Here is a 13,642-nt window from a genome sequence, read left to right as displayed (position 1 = left end):
CCGGGACACGCGAGGGAGGCCAGAGGTGCAGTTGCCGGCCGTGCTCGGCGAGCCGATCCGGTTCGTGCTGAACTGGGGGCGCCGCTACTCGCTCTGGGTGTTCAACTTCGGGCTGGCCTGCTGCGCGATCGAGTTCATCGCGACCAGCATGGGCCGGCACGACTTCATCCGGCTCGGCGTCATCCCGTTCGCCCACGGTCCCCGGCAGGCCGACCTGATGGTGGTCTCCGGCACGGTCACCGACAAGATGGCCCCGGCGATCAAGCGGCTCTACGACCAGATGCCCGAGCCGAAGTACGTCATCTCCTTCGGCGCCTGCTCCAACTGCGGCGGCCCGTACTGGGACTCGTACTCGGTGACCAAGGGCGTCGACCAGCTCATCCCGGTCGACGTCTACGTGCCCGGCTGCCCACCCCGGCCGGAGGCGCTGCTGCACGGCATCCTCCGCCTCCAGGAGAAGATCGCCGCCGAGCAGTCCGGCCTCGGCGGCGTCAACCGCCCCGACGCGCTCGCCGCACCGGTCGACGCGTCCCCGGCGGAGGCCACCCGCCGCCCCGTGGAGTCCCTCACCGCACCCCCGGTACGTCCCCCGACCGGCTGACTCCGGCGCTGGCGAGCGGGGATTAGCCTGCGGACCATGACCGAGTCCGCGGACAAACGCTCCGCCTTCATCGTCGACGTGCTGACCGAGGAGTTCGGCACGTCGATGGCGCTCGACCCGGCGGCGTTCCGCCGCAAGTTCCGCAAGATGGCCGCCTCCCCGTTCGCCTTCTACCGGGGCAGCGCGTCCCTCTTCTACGCCGACCAGCGCGGCGAGTTCGCCGACGACCGGTTCCTCGACGAGCGGACCAGCCGGGTCTGGATCCACGGCGACCTGCACGCCGAGAACTTCGGCACCTACATGAACGCCGACGGGCAGCTGGTGTTCAACGTGAACGACTTCGACGAGGCGTACGTCGGGCCGTTCTCCTGGGACCTGAAGCGGTTCGCGGCCAGCGTGGCGCTGCTCGGCTATGCCAAGGCGCTCTCCGACGAGGTGATCGGTGACCTGGTGACCGGCTTCGCCCGCTCCTACCTGACCGAGCTGCGGGCCATCGCGGCCGGCGGGGACGACGCGATCGGCTCGATCACCCTGGAGAACGCCGACGGGGTGCTGCGCCGGGTGCTCCAGGAGGCCCGGCTCAACACCCGGGTCGAGCTGCTCGCCGCGCAGACCACCATCGACAACTACGACCGCCGGTTCTCCCTCGGCGACGGGGTCTACGAGATCGACGACGAGACCCGGGCGCGGGTCTGCGCCGCCTACGAGGCGTACCTGGACACCCGTCCCGAGTCGGCGACCCGGCTCCGGCCGGTCGCCTCGAAGATCAAGGACGTGGTGCTGCGCAAGGGTGTGGGCATCGGCTCGGCCGGCCTGCCGTCGTACAACCTGCTGCTGGAGGGGCACACCCAGGCGTTGGAGAACGACGTCATCCTCTACATGAAGCAGGCGCAGGTGCCGGCGGTGGCCCGGCACATCGACGACGAGCGGGTCCGCGGCTACTTCCGGCACCAGGGGCACCGCACGGCCGAGTCGCAGCGCGCGTTGCAGGCGTACGCGGACCCGTGGCTGGGCTTCACCGAGCTGGACGGCGCCGGCCAGCTCGTCGCCGAGGTCTCCCCGTACGCGGCCGACCTGGACTGGTCGGACGTCAACGAGCCGGAGGAACTGGCCGGCGTGCTGGCCGACCTGGGTCGGGCGGTGGCCCGGATGCACTCGGTCGCCGACGACGAGTCCAGCCACGACCTGGTCGACTACTCGACCGAGGAGTCGATCGTCGCCGCCGTGGACGCCGACCCGGAGGGCTTCGTGGCGCACCTGCTCGACTTCGCGCACGCGTACGGGCTGCGGGCCCGGGAGGACCACCAGCTCTTCGTGGACCTGTTCCGCAACGGTCGGCTGCCGGGCCTCTGAGTCACCGCTGGAAGTCCAGCACCACCTTGATGTCGTCGCCGGTGGCGGCGTACGCGTCCGCGTACTCCGTCACCGGCACCCGGCGGGTGATCAGCGACTCCAGCCAGGACAGGTCGGCCCGGGCGAGCGCCTCGGCGGCCAGTCCCCAGTGCCGCCGGTTGGCGTTGACCGAGCCGAACACCACGGTGTTCTCCAGCACCAGCGACCGGTTGAGCGCGCCCGCGTCGAAGTCGATGGTCCGGCCGCCGCTGGACACCCCGGTCAGGCACACCACGCCGGTCGGCCCGACCTTGCACATGGTGTCCAGCACCACGCTGGGCGCGCCGGTGCACTCGACCACCACGTCCGGTTGGAAGTCCAGCTCACCCACGGTCGACGTGTGGTACGTCGCCCCCAGCGACCGGACCAGGTCCGGCTTCGGCCCGGTGGTGTTCCGGTCCAGCACGTGCACGGACAGCCCGCGCTGAGTGGCCAGCAGGGCGGCCAGCAGGCCGATCGGCCCGGCCCCGGTGACCAGCACGCTCTGCGGCTGCCATTCGGCGCGGGCCCCGATCCGCTCGATGTGGTCCCACGCCTTCGCCACCACGCTGGTGGGTTCCAGCAGCATCCCGACCGGGGCGAGGGCCGGGTCGAGCCCGACGGCGAACTTCGGCTGCACCCGCCACCGGTCCCGGGCGAACCCGGGCAGCGCCTTGATGCCGTGCTCGGTGTACCGGCCGTTGCGGCACATGTCCCACTCGCCGACCGCGCAGTTGGCGCAGGGCACCGGGTCGGGGTGCCGGACGATGCCGGCGACCAGGTCACCTGCGTGGAAGGCGCCGGTCGGGTCCTCCAGCACCCGGCCCAGCGACTCGTGGCCCAGCACGAGGCGGTGCTGTCCCGGCGGGGCCTCGCCGTACGCGCCGGAGATGATCTCGTGGTCGGTGCCGCAGATCCCCACCGCCAGCGCCTCCACCAGGATCGCGCCCTCCTCGGCGGCCGGCTCGGGCCACTCGTCGGTGAGGGTCAGCGAGTCGGGGATCCCGGGAGCCACGGTGACAGCGCGCACGGCTTCATCTTTCCCTCCGGTGCCGCCGCCGCGCCGGTAAAGCGGTCAGTTGCCCCGACCGGAAGGGCGGCCGGCGGCGGGCCCCGGGCAACGGCCGGAAGGCGTGCTCGCCTCGACCGCCCTCCCGAAACAGGCCCTAGGATCAGCGGCATGACTCCGGAAGAGGTCGGCCAGCGGTTGGTCGCGCTGCTCGCGCCCGTGAAGGCCACCGCGTCGGTCTCCGGCGGTCAGGGTTACGCCCGCGCCACGGTCGACGTACCCCCGGCGAGCTGGCGGGACGCGCTGCGCGCGGCCCGCGACGACGCCGAGCTGCGGCTGGACTTCTTCGACTGGTTGTCGGCGGTCGACGAGCTGGTGGACGGCTTCGACGTGGTCGCGCACCTGTGGTCGACGACCGGGCGGCACGGGGTGCTGCTGCGCACCCGGGTGCCCCGGGAGGTGCCGTCGGTGCCGTCGGTGGTGGACCTCTATCCGGGGGCGGCCTGGCACGAGCGGGAGACGTACGAGATGTTCGGCATCTCGTTCGACGGGCACGGCGAGCTGAAGCCGCTGCTGCTCCCGCCGGAGTTCGAGGGCCACCCGCTGCGCAAGGAGTTCGTGCTGGCCTCGCGGGTCGCCAAGCCGTGGCCGGGTGCCAAGGAGCCGGGCGAGTCGGAGGCGGGCGGCGGCCGGCGCGCGGTCCGCCCGCCGGGCGTGCCGGCCCCGGGGGAGGGGGCACCACGCCCACCCCGGCGGGCGCGGCCGGCGTCGGTGAGGGCCCACGAGGGGGTACGCCCGCCCGTCCGGCCCGGGAACGCCCGCCCCGCCCCGCGCCGGGTGCGGCGCTCGGCACGACCCGCCCCGGCGAGCCGGCGGCCGGTGCCCAGCCGGCGGCCGAGGAGGGGAACGTCTGATGCCCACCTGGTTGGAGCTGGTCCTGCGGGTGGTCGGCGTGCTGGTCGCGTTCCTCACCCTGCCGCTGATCGTGGGGCAGGCCGAGCACAAGGTGATGGCGCACATGCAGGGCCGGCTCGGCCCGATGTACGCGGGCGGTTTCCACGGCTGGGCACAGCTCGTCGCGGACGGCGTCAAGTTCGTGCAGAAGGAGGACGTCACCCCGCGCGACGCGGACCGGGCGGTGTTCCGGCTCGCCCCGGCGGTGGCGCTGGTGCCCTATCTGCTGGTCCTGCTGGTGATCCCGCTCGGCCCGGGCGATCTGGTCGGGCAGCCGCTGGACATCGGCCTGTTCTTCGTGCTCGCCGTGGTCGGCATCGGCGTGGTGGCGGTGCTGATGTCCGCGTGGGCGTCGGCCAACAAGTACAGCCTGCTCGGCGGCCTGCGCGGCGCGGCCCAGCTGCTCGGCTACGAGCTGCCGCTGGTGCTGGCCGCCGCCTCGGTGGCGATGGCGGCGGGCACGCTGAGCCTCTCCGGCATCGTCGAGGCGTGGCGGCCCTGGTGGCTGCTCTGGCAGGCGCCCGCCATGCTGATCTTCTTCGTCGCCGGGCTGGCCGAGATCCGGCGGCCCCCGTTCGACATGCCGGTCGCCGACTCGGAGCTGGTCTTCGGCTACATGACCGAATACACCGGCCTGCGTTTCGCCTTCTTCCTGCTGGCCGAGTACGTCGGCATCGTGGTGATCGCCGCGCTGACCACGGTGCTCTTCCTGGGCGGCTGGCAGGGCCCGTTCGCCGACGCACAGCTCGGCTGGCTGTGGACCCTGCTGAAGGTCTTCGCCGTCGCCTTCGTGATCATCTGGCTGCGGGTGGCGTACCCCCGGCTGCGCGAGGATCAGCTCCAGCGGCTCTGCTGGCTGGTCCTCGTCCCGCTCGCCCTCGCCCAGCTCGTCCTCACCGTCGCCGTCCGCCTGGCGCTGTAAGGAGGGGCCCCTGTTAACGCCTCCGGTATGGCAGGGGCCCCCTCTTAACAACCCGGACCGGCTCAGCGCAGCGGCGTGTGGGCCGGGTCGACGCGCTCGGCAGGTGCGGGCGGCGGGGGCGGGGTGCCGTCGCCGAAGGGCCGGCCGCCCAACTCCTCCCGGCCGTGCGGGGTGAGCCAGTTCGACAGGTCCGGGCCGAGCGGCACGATGCCGGTCGGGTTGATGTCCCGGTGCACCTCGTAGTAGTGCCGCTTGATGTGGTCGAAGTCGACGGTGTCGCCGAAGCCCGGCGTGGTGAACAGGTCCCGCGCGTACGCCCACAGCACCGGCAGCTCGGCGAGCTTCTGCCGGTTGCACTTGAAGTGCCCGTGATAGACCGGGTCGAAGCGGACCAGCGTGGTGAAGAGCCGGACGTCCGCCTCGGTGATGGTCTCCCCGACCAGGTAACGCTGCCCGGACAGCCGCTCGGTCAACCAGTCCAGCCGGTCGAACAGCCGGTGGTACGCCTTGTCGTACGCCTCCTGGCTGCCGGCGAAGCCGCACCGGTAGACGCCGTTGTTCACGTCGGCGAAGACCACCGCGTTGACCTCGTCGATCTCGTCGCGCAGCCGCTCCGGATACAGGTCCGGCGCCCCCTGGCGGTGGTACGCCGTCCACTCGGTCGACAGGTCGAGGCTCATCTGCGCGTAGTCGTTGGTGACCACCTGCCCGGTCGGCACGTCGACCAGGGCCGGCACGGTGATGCCCCGCTCGTAGCCGGGGAACCGCGCGAAGTACGCGTCGGCCAGCCGCTCGATGCCGAGCACTGGGTCCCGACCGTCCGGGTCCAGGTCGAACGTCCAGCTCCGCTTGTCGTGGGTCGGGCCGGCCACCGCCATCGAGATGGCGTCCTCCAGCCCCAGCAGCCGCCGTACGATGATCAGCCGGTTGGCCCACGGGCAGGCGCGGCTGACCGCCAGCCGGTAGCGCCCGGGCTCGACCGGCCAGCCGTCCCGGCCGTCGGCGGTGATCCGGGTGGCGATGTAGCGCTGGTCGCGGGTGAACTCGCCGCCCGGTTCCACGTACTTCCCGCCGGTAGCCTCCGGTGCCTCGCCGTCCGATGCCATCGCGTCGCCCTCCGCCGTCCCGGGTCCGTCCTGTCCCATCATGGTCGATCCGCCGCCGGCGGGCCGGTCGAGCGGGCCAGGACGGGTGGTCACCGTCGGCTTCAGCCGGCCTTGACGGCGAAGGCCAGCGCGAGCAGGAGCCCGTTGCTCAGCGCGTGCGCGACGATCGGCACCCAGAGGTTCCGGTATCGGTGCAGCAGCCAGGCGAAGAGCAGCCCGGAGGCGAGCGCGACGATGGCGTTGAACACCCGGGGCAGGTGCATCACCGAGAAGAACACGGCGGAGGTGAGGATCGCCGGCAGGACCGGCATCCGGGCGGCCAGACCCTGGAAGAAGACCCCCCGGTAGAGGACCTCCTCATAGATCGGCGCGGTGACGGCACCGAAGACGACCGCGAAGGTGAGCTGGGCGAGCACGCTGCCCGGCGGGTAGCCGCCCTCGCCACCGCCGTCGGCGGTCAGCGCCGCCGGCAGGGCGATCAGCAGACCGACGGTGAGGGCGGCCTTGGCCACTCCCCATCCGGCGGCCGCCCCGAGCTGTCCGAACCGGGGCCGGTGCAGCCGCAGCGGACCACGTACGGAACCGAACCGGTGCCGCGTCACCGCCAGGCCGACGGCCAGTTGAGTGCCGTTGATCATCAGCCAGGCGAGGCTCATGGCGCCGAGTGCGGAGGCGCCGAGGGCCTCGGCGCCCCGGGCCAGGGTGTCCGCCACCGGGGCGTTGGCCAGGCCGAAGCCGACCGCGAGCACGATGACGAGGTCCAGCCAGGTGTAGCGGGCGGCGGGGGCGTGGGCAGGGGTGCTGGTGGCGGCGGTGCGGTTTTCCGAGGTCAACTGTGCGGTCACCGGCGGAAGATTAGTCGCTCGACCTATTTCGGTCAAACGACCGATCAAGTAGGGTCGGGTGGTGCCGAAGATCGTGGACCACGAGGAACGGCGTCGACACCTCGGCGCCGCCGCCTGCGCCGTGCTGAGCCGCGCCGGATCGGGCGGCACCACGGTCCGGGCGATCGCCGCCGAGGCCGGGATGCCGCTCGCCACCGTCCAGCACTACCTGCCGACCCGGGACGCCATGGTCCGGGCCGCCATGGCGCACCTCACCGAGCGGGTGGTGCGCCGGGCCGAAAAGATCCCGACGACCGGGGTGACCGTCCTGGAGACGCTGCGACTGGCCCTGCGGGAGCTCGTCCCGCTCGACGCCGAGCGGACCTTCGAGGCGCGGGTCTGGCTGATGCTCTCCGCCGAGGCGCTCGTCGACGACGCGATCGGGCAGGTGCTGCGGTCCGGCGCCGCCGAGCTGCGGGCGAACCTCCAGCGCGTGGTGGCGGCGGCGCAGGCCGACGGCGGCATCGCCGCCCACCTCGACCCGGCGGCCGTGGCGAACGGGCTGGTCACCCTGGCCGACGGGCTGACCGTCCGGCTGCTCGCCGGTCAGCTCGGTGCCGACGACGCCCGGGCCGAGATCGACACCCAGCTCGCCCGGTTGGCCGCCGGGCCCGGTGACCCGGTCGGCGGTCCGGCTAGGCTGCCGTCGTGATCGACCTGGAGGCCGCAGCCCGGCGGTTCGTCGCGGACGTGTGGAACGGCGGCCGCGAGGCGTCCGCGTACGAGCTGGTCGACGCGGACTGCCCGGGGTTGGGCGGGACCGGCCCCGAGGCGACGCTGGCCTGGCACCGGGACCGCCGCGCCGCCTTCCCCGACCTGCGCTACAAGCTGGTCGACGTGGTGGCCACCGGGGACCGGGTGGCGCTGCGCTGGCGGGCCGCCGGCACCCAGGCCGGCCGGTTCGGCCCGGTGCCGCCGACCGGGCAGGTGGTCAGCTATTCGGGGGCGACGTTCCTGCGCTTCGACGACGCCGGCCGGATCGTGGACGTGTGGAGCGTCAACGAGCTGTTCCAGCTCCTCCAGCAGCTCGGCGTCGAGATGCTCCCGCCGCTGCCGGGCGGACTCAGCGGCGCCGGGGCGTGATCCGGTCGATCGACAGGTTCACCGGGAACGGCTCCCCGGTGTCGATGAACTTCGTCCACCGCCCGGTTTCCGTGTAGACCTCGTCCACCGGGTCGATCTTGTAGGTGTGTACGACCAGCCCGTCGTCCTCCACCTCGACCCGCCAGTAGAACGGGATGCCCGCCTGCGCGTACAGCGCCGGCTTCAGCACCCGGTCGATGGATCGGGTGCTGGGGGAGACGATCTCGACCGCCAGCACCACCTCGTGCGGTTCGTACTTCGACGGCTCGCGGGCTGCGGCCACCGATGTCGTCACCAGCACGTCCGGAATGAAAGAGCGGGTGCGGCTGATCCGCACCTCCACACCCTGGGTCACGTCGTACTCGTCGGGGCATTCCTGTTCGAGCGCGACGCCGAGTCGCATCGCGATCGTCTGGTGCGTGCGGGTGGGGGAGGGGGACACGATCAGCACTCCGTCAAGCAACTCGCGGCGGCGGCCGTCCTCGGGCAGCGCGTCCAGATCGTCGGTCGTCCACCCGCCCTCGGGCGGGTAGTCGCTCTGCAGCGCGGCGGTCATCGGTCGGTCCTTCCCGGTGTGTCGTTCTCCCCAACAGTCACCGTACCGCCGCAATGCGCCGGGTGGTGGTCGCGCGCGCGGAGGGCACAGGGCAGGATGGGCGGCATGACCGAGCGCAGCGGCATTCCCGGTGAAGGGTTGGTGAAGGGGCTCGCGGTCACGTTGAAGACGATGACCCGTCGCTCGACCACCCAGCAGTACCCGGACGTCGCCCCCGAGCTACCGCCCCGCTCCCGGGGCGTGATCGCGCTGCTGGAGGAGAACTGCACGGTCTGCATGCTCTGCGCGCGGGAGTGCCCGGACTGGTGCATCTACATCGACTCGCACAAGGAGGAGGTGGCGGTGCCCGGCGCCGCCCGCCCCCGCCAGCGCAACGTGCTCGACAAGTTCGACATCGACTTCTCGCTCTGCATGTACTGCGGCATCTGCGTCGAGGTCTGCCCCTTCGACGCGCTCTACTGGTCGCCCGAGTTCGAGTACGCCGAGTACGACATCAAGGACCTGCTGCACGACAAGGACCACCTCGGCGAGTGGATGGGCACCGTCCCGCCGCCGCCCGCGCACGACCCGCACGGCGAGCCGTCCAAGGAGGAGACCACCGCCGCGCGCAAGGCCGCGGCCCCGGCCCGCCCTGCCGCCGTACGCCCCGACGCCGGTCCCGGCGGAGGAGGCACGACCCCATGACGGGTGCGGACCTGCTGCTGCTCGCCCTCGGTGCGGTCGCGGTCGGGGCGGGGGTGCTCGTGGTGGCCACCAGGCACCTGGTCCGGGCCGGCCTCTATCTGGTGGTCTGCCTGGGCGCGTTGGCCGGTGACTACCTGGTGCTCACCGCCGAGCTGGTGGCCTGGGTGCAGGTGCTGATCTATGTGGGCGCGGTGGTGGTGCTGCTGCTCTTCGCGGTGATGCTGACCCGGGCCCCGATCGGCGCCTCCGACGACCTGGACCGGCCGGGCTGGCCGGCCGCGCTGATCGGCGGCGGCAGCGGGCTGGGCCTGGCCGTGCTGCTGGTCGACGCGTTCCGCTGGTCCCGGGTGGACCTGCCGGCGGCGGGCACCGCCGAGCGCCTGGGTGAGCAGGTGTTCCGCTCCTGGGTGCTGCCCTTCGAGGTGCTGTCGGTGCTGCTGCTCGCCGCGCTGGTCGGCGCGATCGTGCTGTCCCGTCCGGACATCGGCCGGGCCGGCGCGGACGAGAGGGGTCGTCGGTGAGGCCGGTCGTCCCGTACGTCACCGCCGCGCTGCTGTTCGGCCTGGGCGTGTTCGGCGTGCTGCGCCGCCGCAACGCGGTGCTGGTGCTGATGGCGGTCGAGTTGATGCTCAACGCGGTCAACCTGGTCCTGGTCACCGCGGACACCACGGTCCGGGCGCAGTTGCCGCACGCCGGGCAGGTCTTCGCGCTCTTCGTGATCGTGCTCGCCGCCGCCGAGATCGGCGTGGGGCTGGCCATCGTGCTCCAGCTCTATCGGCTGCGGGCGAGCGTCGCCGTGGACGAGGTGCCGCTGACCGAGCCTCCGGTGCTGGTGTCGGCCGCGACCGCGACGCGGGGGACGGTCGCGGGAGAGCCGGCGTCGGGCGGGACCGTCGGGGGCGCGGACGGGCCGGAGGTGCGGCGGTGACCGACGAGCTCGGGCGGCTGCTGCCGGCCGTACTCCTGCTGGCCGGCCTGCCCCTGGTCGCCGGCCTGGTCGGGCTGCTGCTGCCGCCCTCGCCGAAGGGCGCGGCGACCGGCGAGGACCGGGCCCGGAAGGTGGCGATCGGGCTCGGCGTGGCCGGCGCGGCCGGTGCGCTGCTGGCGGCGCTGGTGCTGCTGACCCGGGTCCACCACCTGGCCGAGGCGTCGACCACCTGGGTCGACCTGGGCGGCCTGCGGGTCACCCTGGGCTACCGGCTGGACGGGGTGGCCGTGCTGGTCGCCACGGCGGTGGCCGCGGTCGCCCTGGCCGTACAGGTCTACTCGGTCGGCTACCTGCGGCGCGGCCCGCACGACGACCTCGAGGTGGACCACCGCTACCCGCCGTACGCGGCGCAGATCAGCCTCTTCACCGCCGCGATGCTGGTCGTGGTGGTCTCCGGCGACCTGATCATGCTGCTGGTCGGCTGGGAGGTGATGGGCATCTGCTCCTACCTGCTCATCGCCCACGACCGGCGGCTGCCGGAGGCGCCCGCCGCGGCGGTGAAGGCGTTCCTGGTGACCCGGGTCGGTGACGTCGGCTTCCTGCTGGGCATCGCCGTGCTCGGCGGGCACGCCGGCAGTTTCCGGATCGCCGACGTGCTCGCCCACGACTACTCCACCGGCACCCTCACCGCCGCCTGCCTGCTCCTGCTCGCCGGGGTGGCCGGCAAGAGCGCCCAGTTCCCGCTGCACACCTGGCTGCCCGACGCGATGGCCGGTCCCACCCCGATCTCCGCGCTGATCCATGCCGCCACCATGGTCGCCGCCGGCGTCTACGCGGTGGCCCGGCTCTTCCCGCTCTTCGCGCGGGCCCCGATCGCACTGGCCGTGCTCGGGGTGATGGCGGCGGTCACCCTGCTGCTGGGGGCCTTCGCGGCCACCGCGCAGGACGACATCAAGCGGGTGCTGGCCTGGTCGACGGTCTCCCAGATCGGCTACATGACCGGTGCGCTCGCGGTCGGCGCACCCACCGCGGCGCTGTTCCACCTGCTCAGCCACGCCGCGTTCAAGGCGCTGCTCTTCCTCGCCGCCGGCGCGGTGATCCACGCGGTGGGCACCACGCTGATGTCCCGGATGGGCGGGCTGCGGCGCGCCATGCCGGTGACCTTCTGGTGCACGCTGGTCGGGCTCGGCGCGCTCGCCGGGGTGCCGCCGCTGTCCGGGTTCTGGAGCAAGGACGGCGTGCTCGCCGCCGCCGAGGCCGCCGCGCTGGACGGCGCCGGCCCGGCCCCGCACTGGGTCGGCTGGCTGGTCTGGCTGGCCGGGCTGCTCGGCGTCGCCGTCACCGCCTGGTACGCGACCCGCCTGCTGCTGCGTACCTTCTTCGGGGTCACCCGGAGCCCGCTGGCGCACCCGCACGACCCGCCGGCGGTGATGCGCTGGCCGGTGCTGCTGCTGGCGGTCCCGGCGGCCCTGTTCGGCCTGGCCGCCTTCTGGACGCCGTTCACCGACCGGCTCTTCGCGCCGGCCGCCGAGGGGGAGTTGACCGACTTCGGCGACTCGCTGGTCCACCTCGCCCCGGCGGTGCTGCTCCCGCTGGCCCTGCTGGCGGCCGGCGGCGGGTTGGCGTGGGCGGGCTGGCGCCGCGATCCGGCCGCCGACCCGGCCCGCTTCCTGGGTCCGCTGCGGCCGGTCCTCGCCCGGGCGTTCCGGCTCGACGACGTCCAGGACGCGCTCGTCGTACGTCCGACGGTGGCGCTGGCCCGCGCGGTGCGGGCCGGTGACGAGCTCGGGGTGGACGGCCTGGTGGAGGAGCGGCCACGCCGCGGTGGAGTTGGGTGGCGGACTGGCCGGGCTGCACCGGGCGGCCCTGCCCCGGGCGGCGGCTGCCGTGCTGGCCGGCGCGCTGCTGATCGGCCTCGCCGCCGCGCTGGTCGGAGGGTTCGCGTGAGCGCGGGTCGGTCGGCCCGGGATCCGGGCACAGAGGGGACGCCGGCATGAACCTCGGACAGGTGCTGCTGGTCGCCGTCCTGGCGGTGCCGGCGCTGGGCGCGGTCGCGGTCGCGGCGGTCCGGCACGACCGGGCCGCCCGGCTGGTCGGCACGGTCGCCGCCGCGCTGACCCTCCTCGCCACGCTGCCGCTGGCCGGCGGCGACCACGGCTGGTTCGGCTACGGGCCGCGTCCCGCCGTGCAGCCCTGGCACCAGCTCGACCTGCCCTGGGTGCCCGGTCTGGACCTGCGCTTCCACCTCGGGGTGGACGGCATCTCGTGGCCGCTGGTGGTGCTCACCGCCCTGCTCACCGTGCTCTGCTGCGGCTACACCGTGGCCCGGGTGCCGGGCGGCGGCAGCGGCCGGGCGTTGGTCGCGCTGCTGCTGGTGGTCGAGGTGGGCATCCTCGGCACCTTCCTCGCCCTCGACCTGGTTCTGTTCTTCGCGTTCTTCGAGGTCGTGCTCCTCCCGATGTACGCGATCATCGCCGGCTGGGGCGGCGCGGACCGGCGACGGGCGGCCCGCAAGTTCGCCCTCTACACGCTCTTCGGTTCGGTGCTGCTGCTGGTCGGCGTCTACGTGGTGGTGGCCGCCGCCGGCACCGCCGACATCGTGGCGCTGACCGGTGGGGCCGGGCTGTCCCGGGGCACCCAGCTCGCCGCGTTCACCCTGCTGGCGCTCGCCTTCGCGGTGAAGAGCCCGCTCTGGCCGCTGCACTCGTGGCTGCCCGACGCGCACACCCAGGCGCCCACCGTCGGCAGCGTGATCCTCGCCGGGGTGCTGCTGAAGATGGGCACGTACGGCCTGATCCGGGTGGCGGTCGGGGTGGCCCCGGAGGGCGCCCGCTGGGCCGCCCCGGTGCTCGGTGTGCTGGCCGTCGCGGCCATCCTGATCGGCTCGCTGGTCTGCCTCGCGCAGGACGAGCTGAAGCGGCTGATCGCGTACTCCAGCGTGGGACACATGGGCTTCGTGCTGCTCGGGGTGGCCACGCTGACCGCCACCGGGCTCCAGGCGGCGCTGATCGGCAACATCGCGCACGGCGTGATCACCGCCCTGCTCTTCTTCCTCGCGGGGGCGGTCAAGGACCGTACCGGCACCGGCGCGCTCGCCGAGCTGTCCGGGCTGCGGGAGACCGCGCCCCGGCTCGCCGGGCTGCTCGGCTTCGCGGCGGTCGCCTCGCTGGGGCTGCCGGGCCTGGCCGGCTTCTGGGGTGAGGCGTTCGCCGTGGTGGCCGCCGTCCGGCGGGGCGGCGGGCTCTGGACGACGTTGGCGGTGCTGGCCGCGATCGGCGGGGCGCTGACCGCCGCGTACTTCCTGCGGCTGCTGCGGCAGGTCACCCACGGGCGGCCCAGCCCCGCGGTGGGGCGGCTCGCGCCCGGCCTGGCCGGGGTGGAGTTGGCGGCGTGGGCTCCGCTGGTGCTGCTGGCGCTGGCCGTGGGGCTGGTCCCGGCGCTGGTCCTCGGCCATTCCGCCGGCCCGGTCGACGCCCTGCTGGGAGTGCTCAGGTGAGCGCGAGGGGTGCAGCGGAGCGGAGCCCCGCAGTCGCGAACGGAGGCG

14 protein-coding genes and 1 pseudogene are annotated in these 13,642 nt (G+C 73.4%); 11 read left to right on the top strand and 4 right to left on the bottom strand.

Annotated elements, in window-relative coordinates; translation table 11 throughout:
* The first annotated feature begins 25 nt into the window (after window positions 1-25).
* On the top strand, window positions 26-601 hold the full coding sequence (locus tag MRQ36_RS09690) for an NADH-quinone oxidoreductase subunit B (protein ID WP_242794541.1): 576 nt from the start codon (window positions 26-28) through the stop codon (window positions 599-601).
* 36 nt (window positions 602-637) lie between these two features.
* A complete protein-coding gene (locus MRQ36_RS09685; protein ID WP_242794540.1) occupies window positions 638-1,954 on the top strand; it encodes a DUF2252 domain-containing protein in 1,317 nt (438 codons plus the stop codon).
* Between the two features lies 1 nt (window position 1,955).
* Here MRQ36_RS09685 and MRQ36_RS09680 read toward each other — a convergent pair whose 3' ends face one another.
* Entirely contained in the window at window positions 1,956-3,002 is a 1,047-nt protein-coding gene (locus MRQ36_RS09680; protein ID WP_242794539.1) for a glucose 1-dehydrogenase, read from the bottom strand.
* A 150-nt stretch (window positions 3,003-3,152) separates the two neighbouring features.
* Between MRQ36_RS09680 and MRQ36_RS09675 the strand changes: the two are divergent.
* Together MRQ36_RS09675 and nuoH are read left to right on the top strand one after the other, a co-directional pair.
* Window positions 3,153-3,728 (top strand): annotated as a pseudogene (locus MRQ36_RS09675) (NADH-quinone oxidoreductase subunit C); the annotation flags it as partial.
* Window positions 3,729-3,894: 166 nt separating this feature from the next.
* The gene (nuoH, locus tag MRQ36_RS09670; RefSeq protein WP_242794538.1) at window positions 3,895-4,857 is read left to right on the top strand and encodes an NADH-quinone oxidoreductase subunit NuoH; all 963 of its coding nucleotides are present in this window, start codon (window positions 3,895-3,897) and stop codon (window positions 4,855-4,857) included.
* 62 nt (window positions 4,858-4,919) lie between these two features.
* Here nuoH and MRQ36_RS09665 read toward each other — a convergent pair whose 3' ends face one another.
* Together MRQ36_RS09665 and MRQ36_RS09660 are read right to left on the bottom strand one after the other, a co-directional pair.
* Entirely contained in the window at window positions 4,920-5,963 is a 1,044-nt protein-coding gene (locus tag MRQ36_RS09665) for a glutathione S-transferase family protein (protein ID WP_242800972.1), read from the bottom strand.
* 101 nt (window positions 5,964-6,064) lie between these two features.
* The gene (locus MRQ36_RS09660) at window positions 6,065-6,808 is read right to left on the bottom strand and encodes a CPBP family intramembrane glutamic endopeptidase (protein WP_242794537.1); all 744 of its coding nucleotides are present in this window, start codon (window positions 6,806-6,808) and stop codon (window positions 6,065-6,067) included.
* Window positions 6,809-6,869: 61 nt separating this feature from the next.
* On the opposite strand from MRQ36_RS09660, the gene MRQ36_RS09655 reads away from it, so the two are divergent.
* Both MRQ36_RS09655 and MRQ36_RS09650 read left to right on the top strand, forming a co-directional pair.
* Window positions 6,870-7,499, top strand: a complete 630-nt coding sequence (locus MRQ36_RS09655) for a TetR/AcrR family transcriptional regulator (RefSeq protein ID WP_242794536.1) — start codon at window positions 6,870-6,872, stop codon at window positions 7,497-7,499.
* Window positions 7,496-7,930 (top strand): ester cyclase, encoded by a 435-nt coding sequence (locus MRQ36_RS09650; protein ID WP_242794535.1) that lies wholly within the window; start codon window positions 7,496-7,498, stop codon window positions 7,928-7,930. Before MRQ36_RS09655 ends, MRQ36_RS09650 begins: the two co-directional genes overlap by 4 nt.
* Here MRQ36_RS09650 and MRQ36_RS09645 read toward each other — a convergent pair.
* On the bottom strand, window positions 7,911-8,486 hold the full coding sequence (locus MRQ36_RS09645) for a Uma2 family endonuclease (protein ID WP_242794534.1): 576 nt from the start codon (window positions 8,484-8,486) through the stop codon (window positions 7,911-7,913). The genes MRQ36_RS09650 and MRQ36_RS09645 overlap by 20 nt on opposite strands.
* A gap of 105 nt (window positions 8,487-8,591) precedes the next feature.
* On the opposite strand from MRQ36_RS09645, the gene MRQ36_RS09640 reads away from it, so the two are divergent.
* The 5 genes from MRQ36_RS09640 to MRQ36_RS09620 are packed head-to-tail and all read left to right on the top strand — an operon-like array spanning window position 8,592 to window position 13,594.
* Window positions 8,592-9,170: an NADH-quinone oxidoreductase subunit I gene (locus tag MRQ36_RS09640; protein ID WP_374249918.1), complete on the top strand. Its 579-nt coding sequence runs from the start codon at window positions 8,592-8,594 to the stop codon at window positions 9,168-9,170.
* Entirely contained in the window at window positions 9,167-9,691 is a 525-nt protein-coding gene (locus MRQ36_RS09635) for an NADH-quinone oxidoreductase subunit J (RefSeq protein ID WP_242794532.1), read from the top strand. Before MRQ36_RS09640 ends, MRQ36_RS09635 begins: the two co-directional genes overlap by 4 nt.
* Window positions 9,688-10,098 (top strand): NADH-quinone oxidoreductase subunit NuoK, encoded by a 411-nt coding sequence (nuoK, locus tag MRQ36_RS09630; protein ID WP_242794531.1) that lies wholly within the window; start codon window positions 9,688-9,690, stop codon window positions 10,096-10,098. Before MRQ36_RS09635 ends, nuoK begins: the two co-directional genes overlap by 4 nt.
* Window positions 10,095-12,095 (top strand): NADH-quinone oxidoreductase subunit L, encoded by a 2,001-nt coding sequence (locus tag MRQ36_RS09625; protein WP_374249917.1) that lies wholly within the window; start codon window positions 10,095-10,097, stop codon window positions 12,093-12,095. Before nuoK ends, MRQ36_RS09625 begins: the two co-directional genes overlap by 4 nt.
* On the top strand, window positions 12,092-13,594 hold the full coding sequence (locus MRQ36_RS09620; protein ID WP_242794530.1) for a NuoM family protein: 1,503 nt from the start codon (window positions 12,092-12,094) through the stop codon (window positions 13,592-13,594). Before MRQ36_RS09625 ends, MRQ36_RS09620 begins: the two co-directional genes overlap by 4 nt.
* Window positions 13,595-13,642: the final 48 nt, after the last annotated feature.

This window comes from Micromonospora sp. R77 (genome assembly GCF_022747945.1).
Classification (GTDB): Bacteria; Actinomycetota; Actinomycetes; order Mycobacteriales; family Micromonosporaceae; genus Micromonospora.
The sequence above is the reverse complement of the archived record's forward strand: the minus strand, read 5'-3'. Positions and strand labels throughout refer to the sequence as shown.

Bases quoted from the DNA above. Each gene is read 5' to 3' on its own strand.
- MRQ36_RS09685 (WP_242794540.1), top strand. From the start codon at position 638: ATGACCGAGTCCGCGGACAAACGCTCCGCCTTCATCGTCGACGTGCTG.
- nuoH (WP_242794538.1), top strand. From the start codon at position 3,895: ATGCCCACCTGGTTGGAGCTGGTCCTGCGGGTGGTCGGCGTGCTGGTC.
- MRQ36_RS09665 (WP_242800972.1), bottom strand. From the start codon at position 5,963: ATGGCATCGGACGGCGAGGCACCGGAGGCTACCGGCGGGAAGTACGTG.
- MRQ36_RS09645 (WP_242794534.1), bottom strand. From the start codon at position 8,486: ATGACCGCCGCGCTGCAGAGCGACTACCCGCCCGAGGGCGGGTGGACG.
- MRQ36_RS09640 (WP_374249918.1), top strand. From the start codon at position 8,592: ATGACCGAGCGCAGCGGCATTCCCGGTGAAGGGTTGGTGAAGGGGCTC.
- MRQ36_RS09635 (WP_242794532.1), top strand. From the start codon at position 9,167: ATGACGGGTGCGGACCTGCTGCTGCTCGCCCTCGGTGCGGTCGCGGTC.
- MRQ36_RS09620 (WP_242794530.1), top strand. From the start codon at position 12,092: ATGAACCTCGGACAGGTGCTGCTGGTCGCCGTCCTGGCGGTGCCGGCG.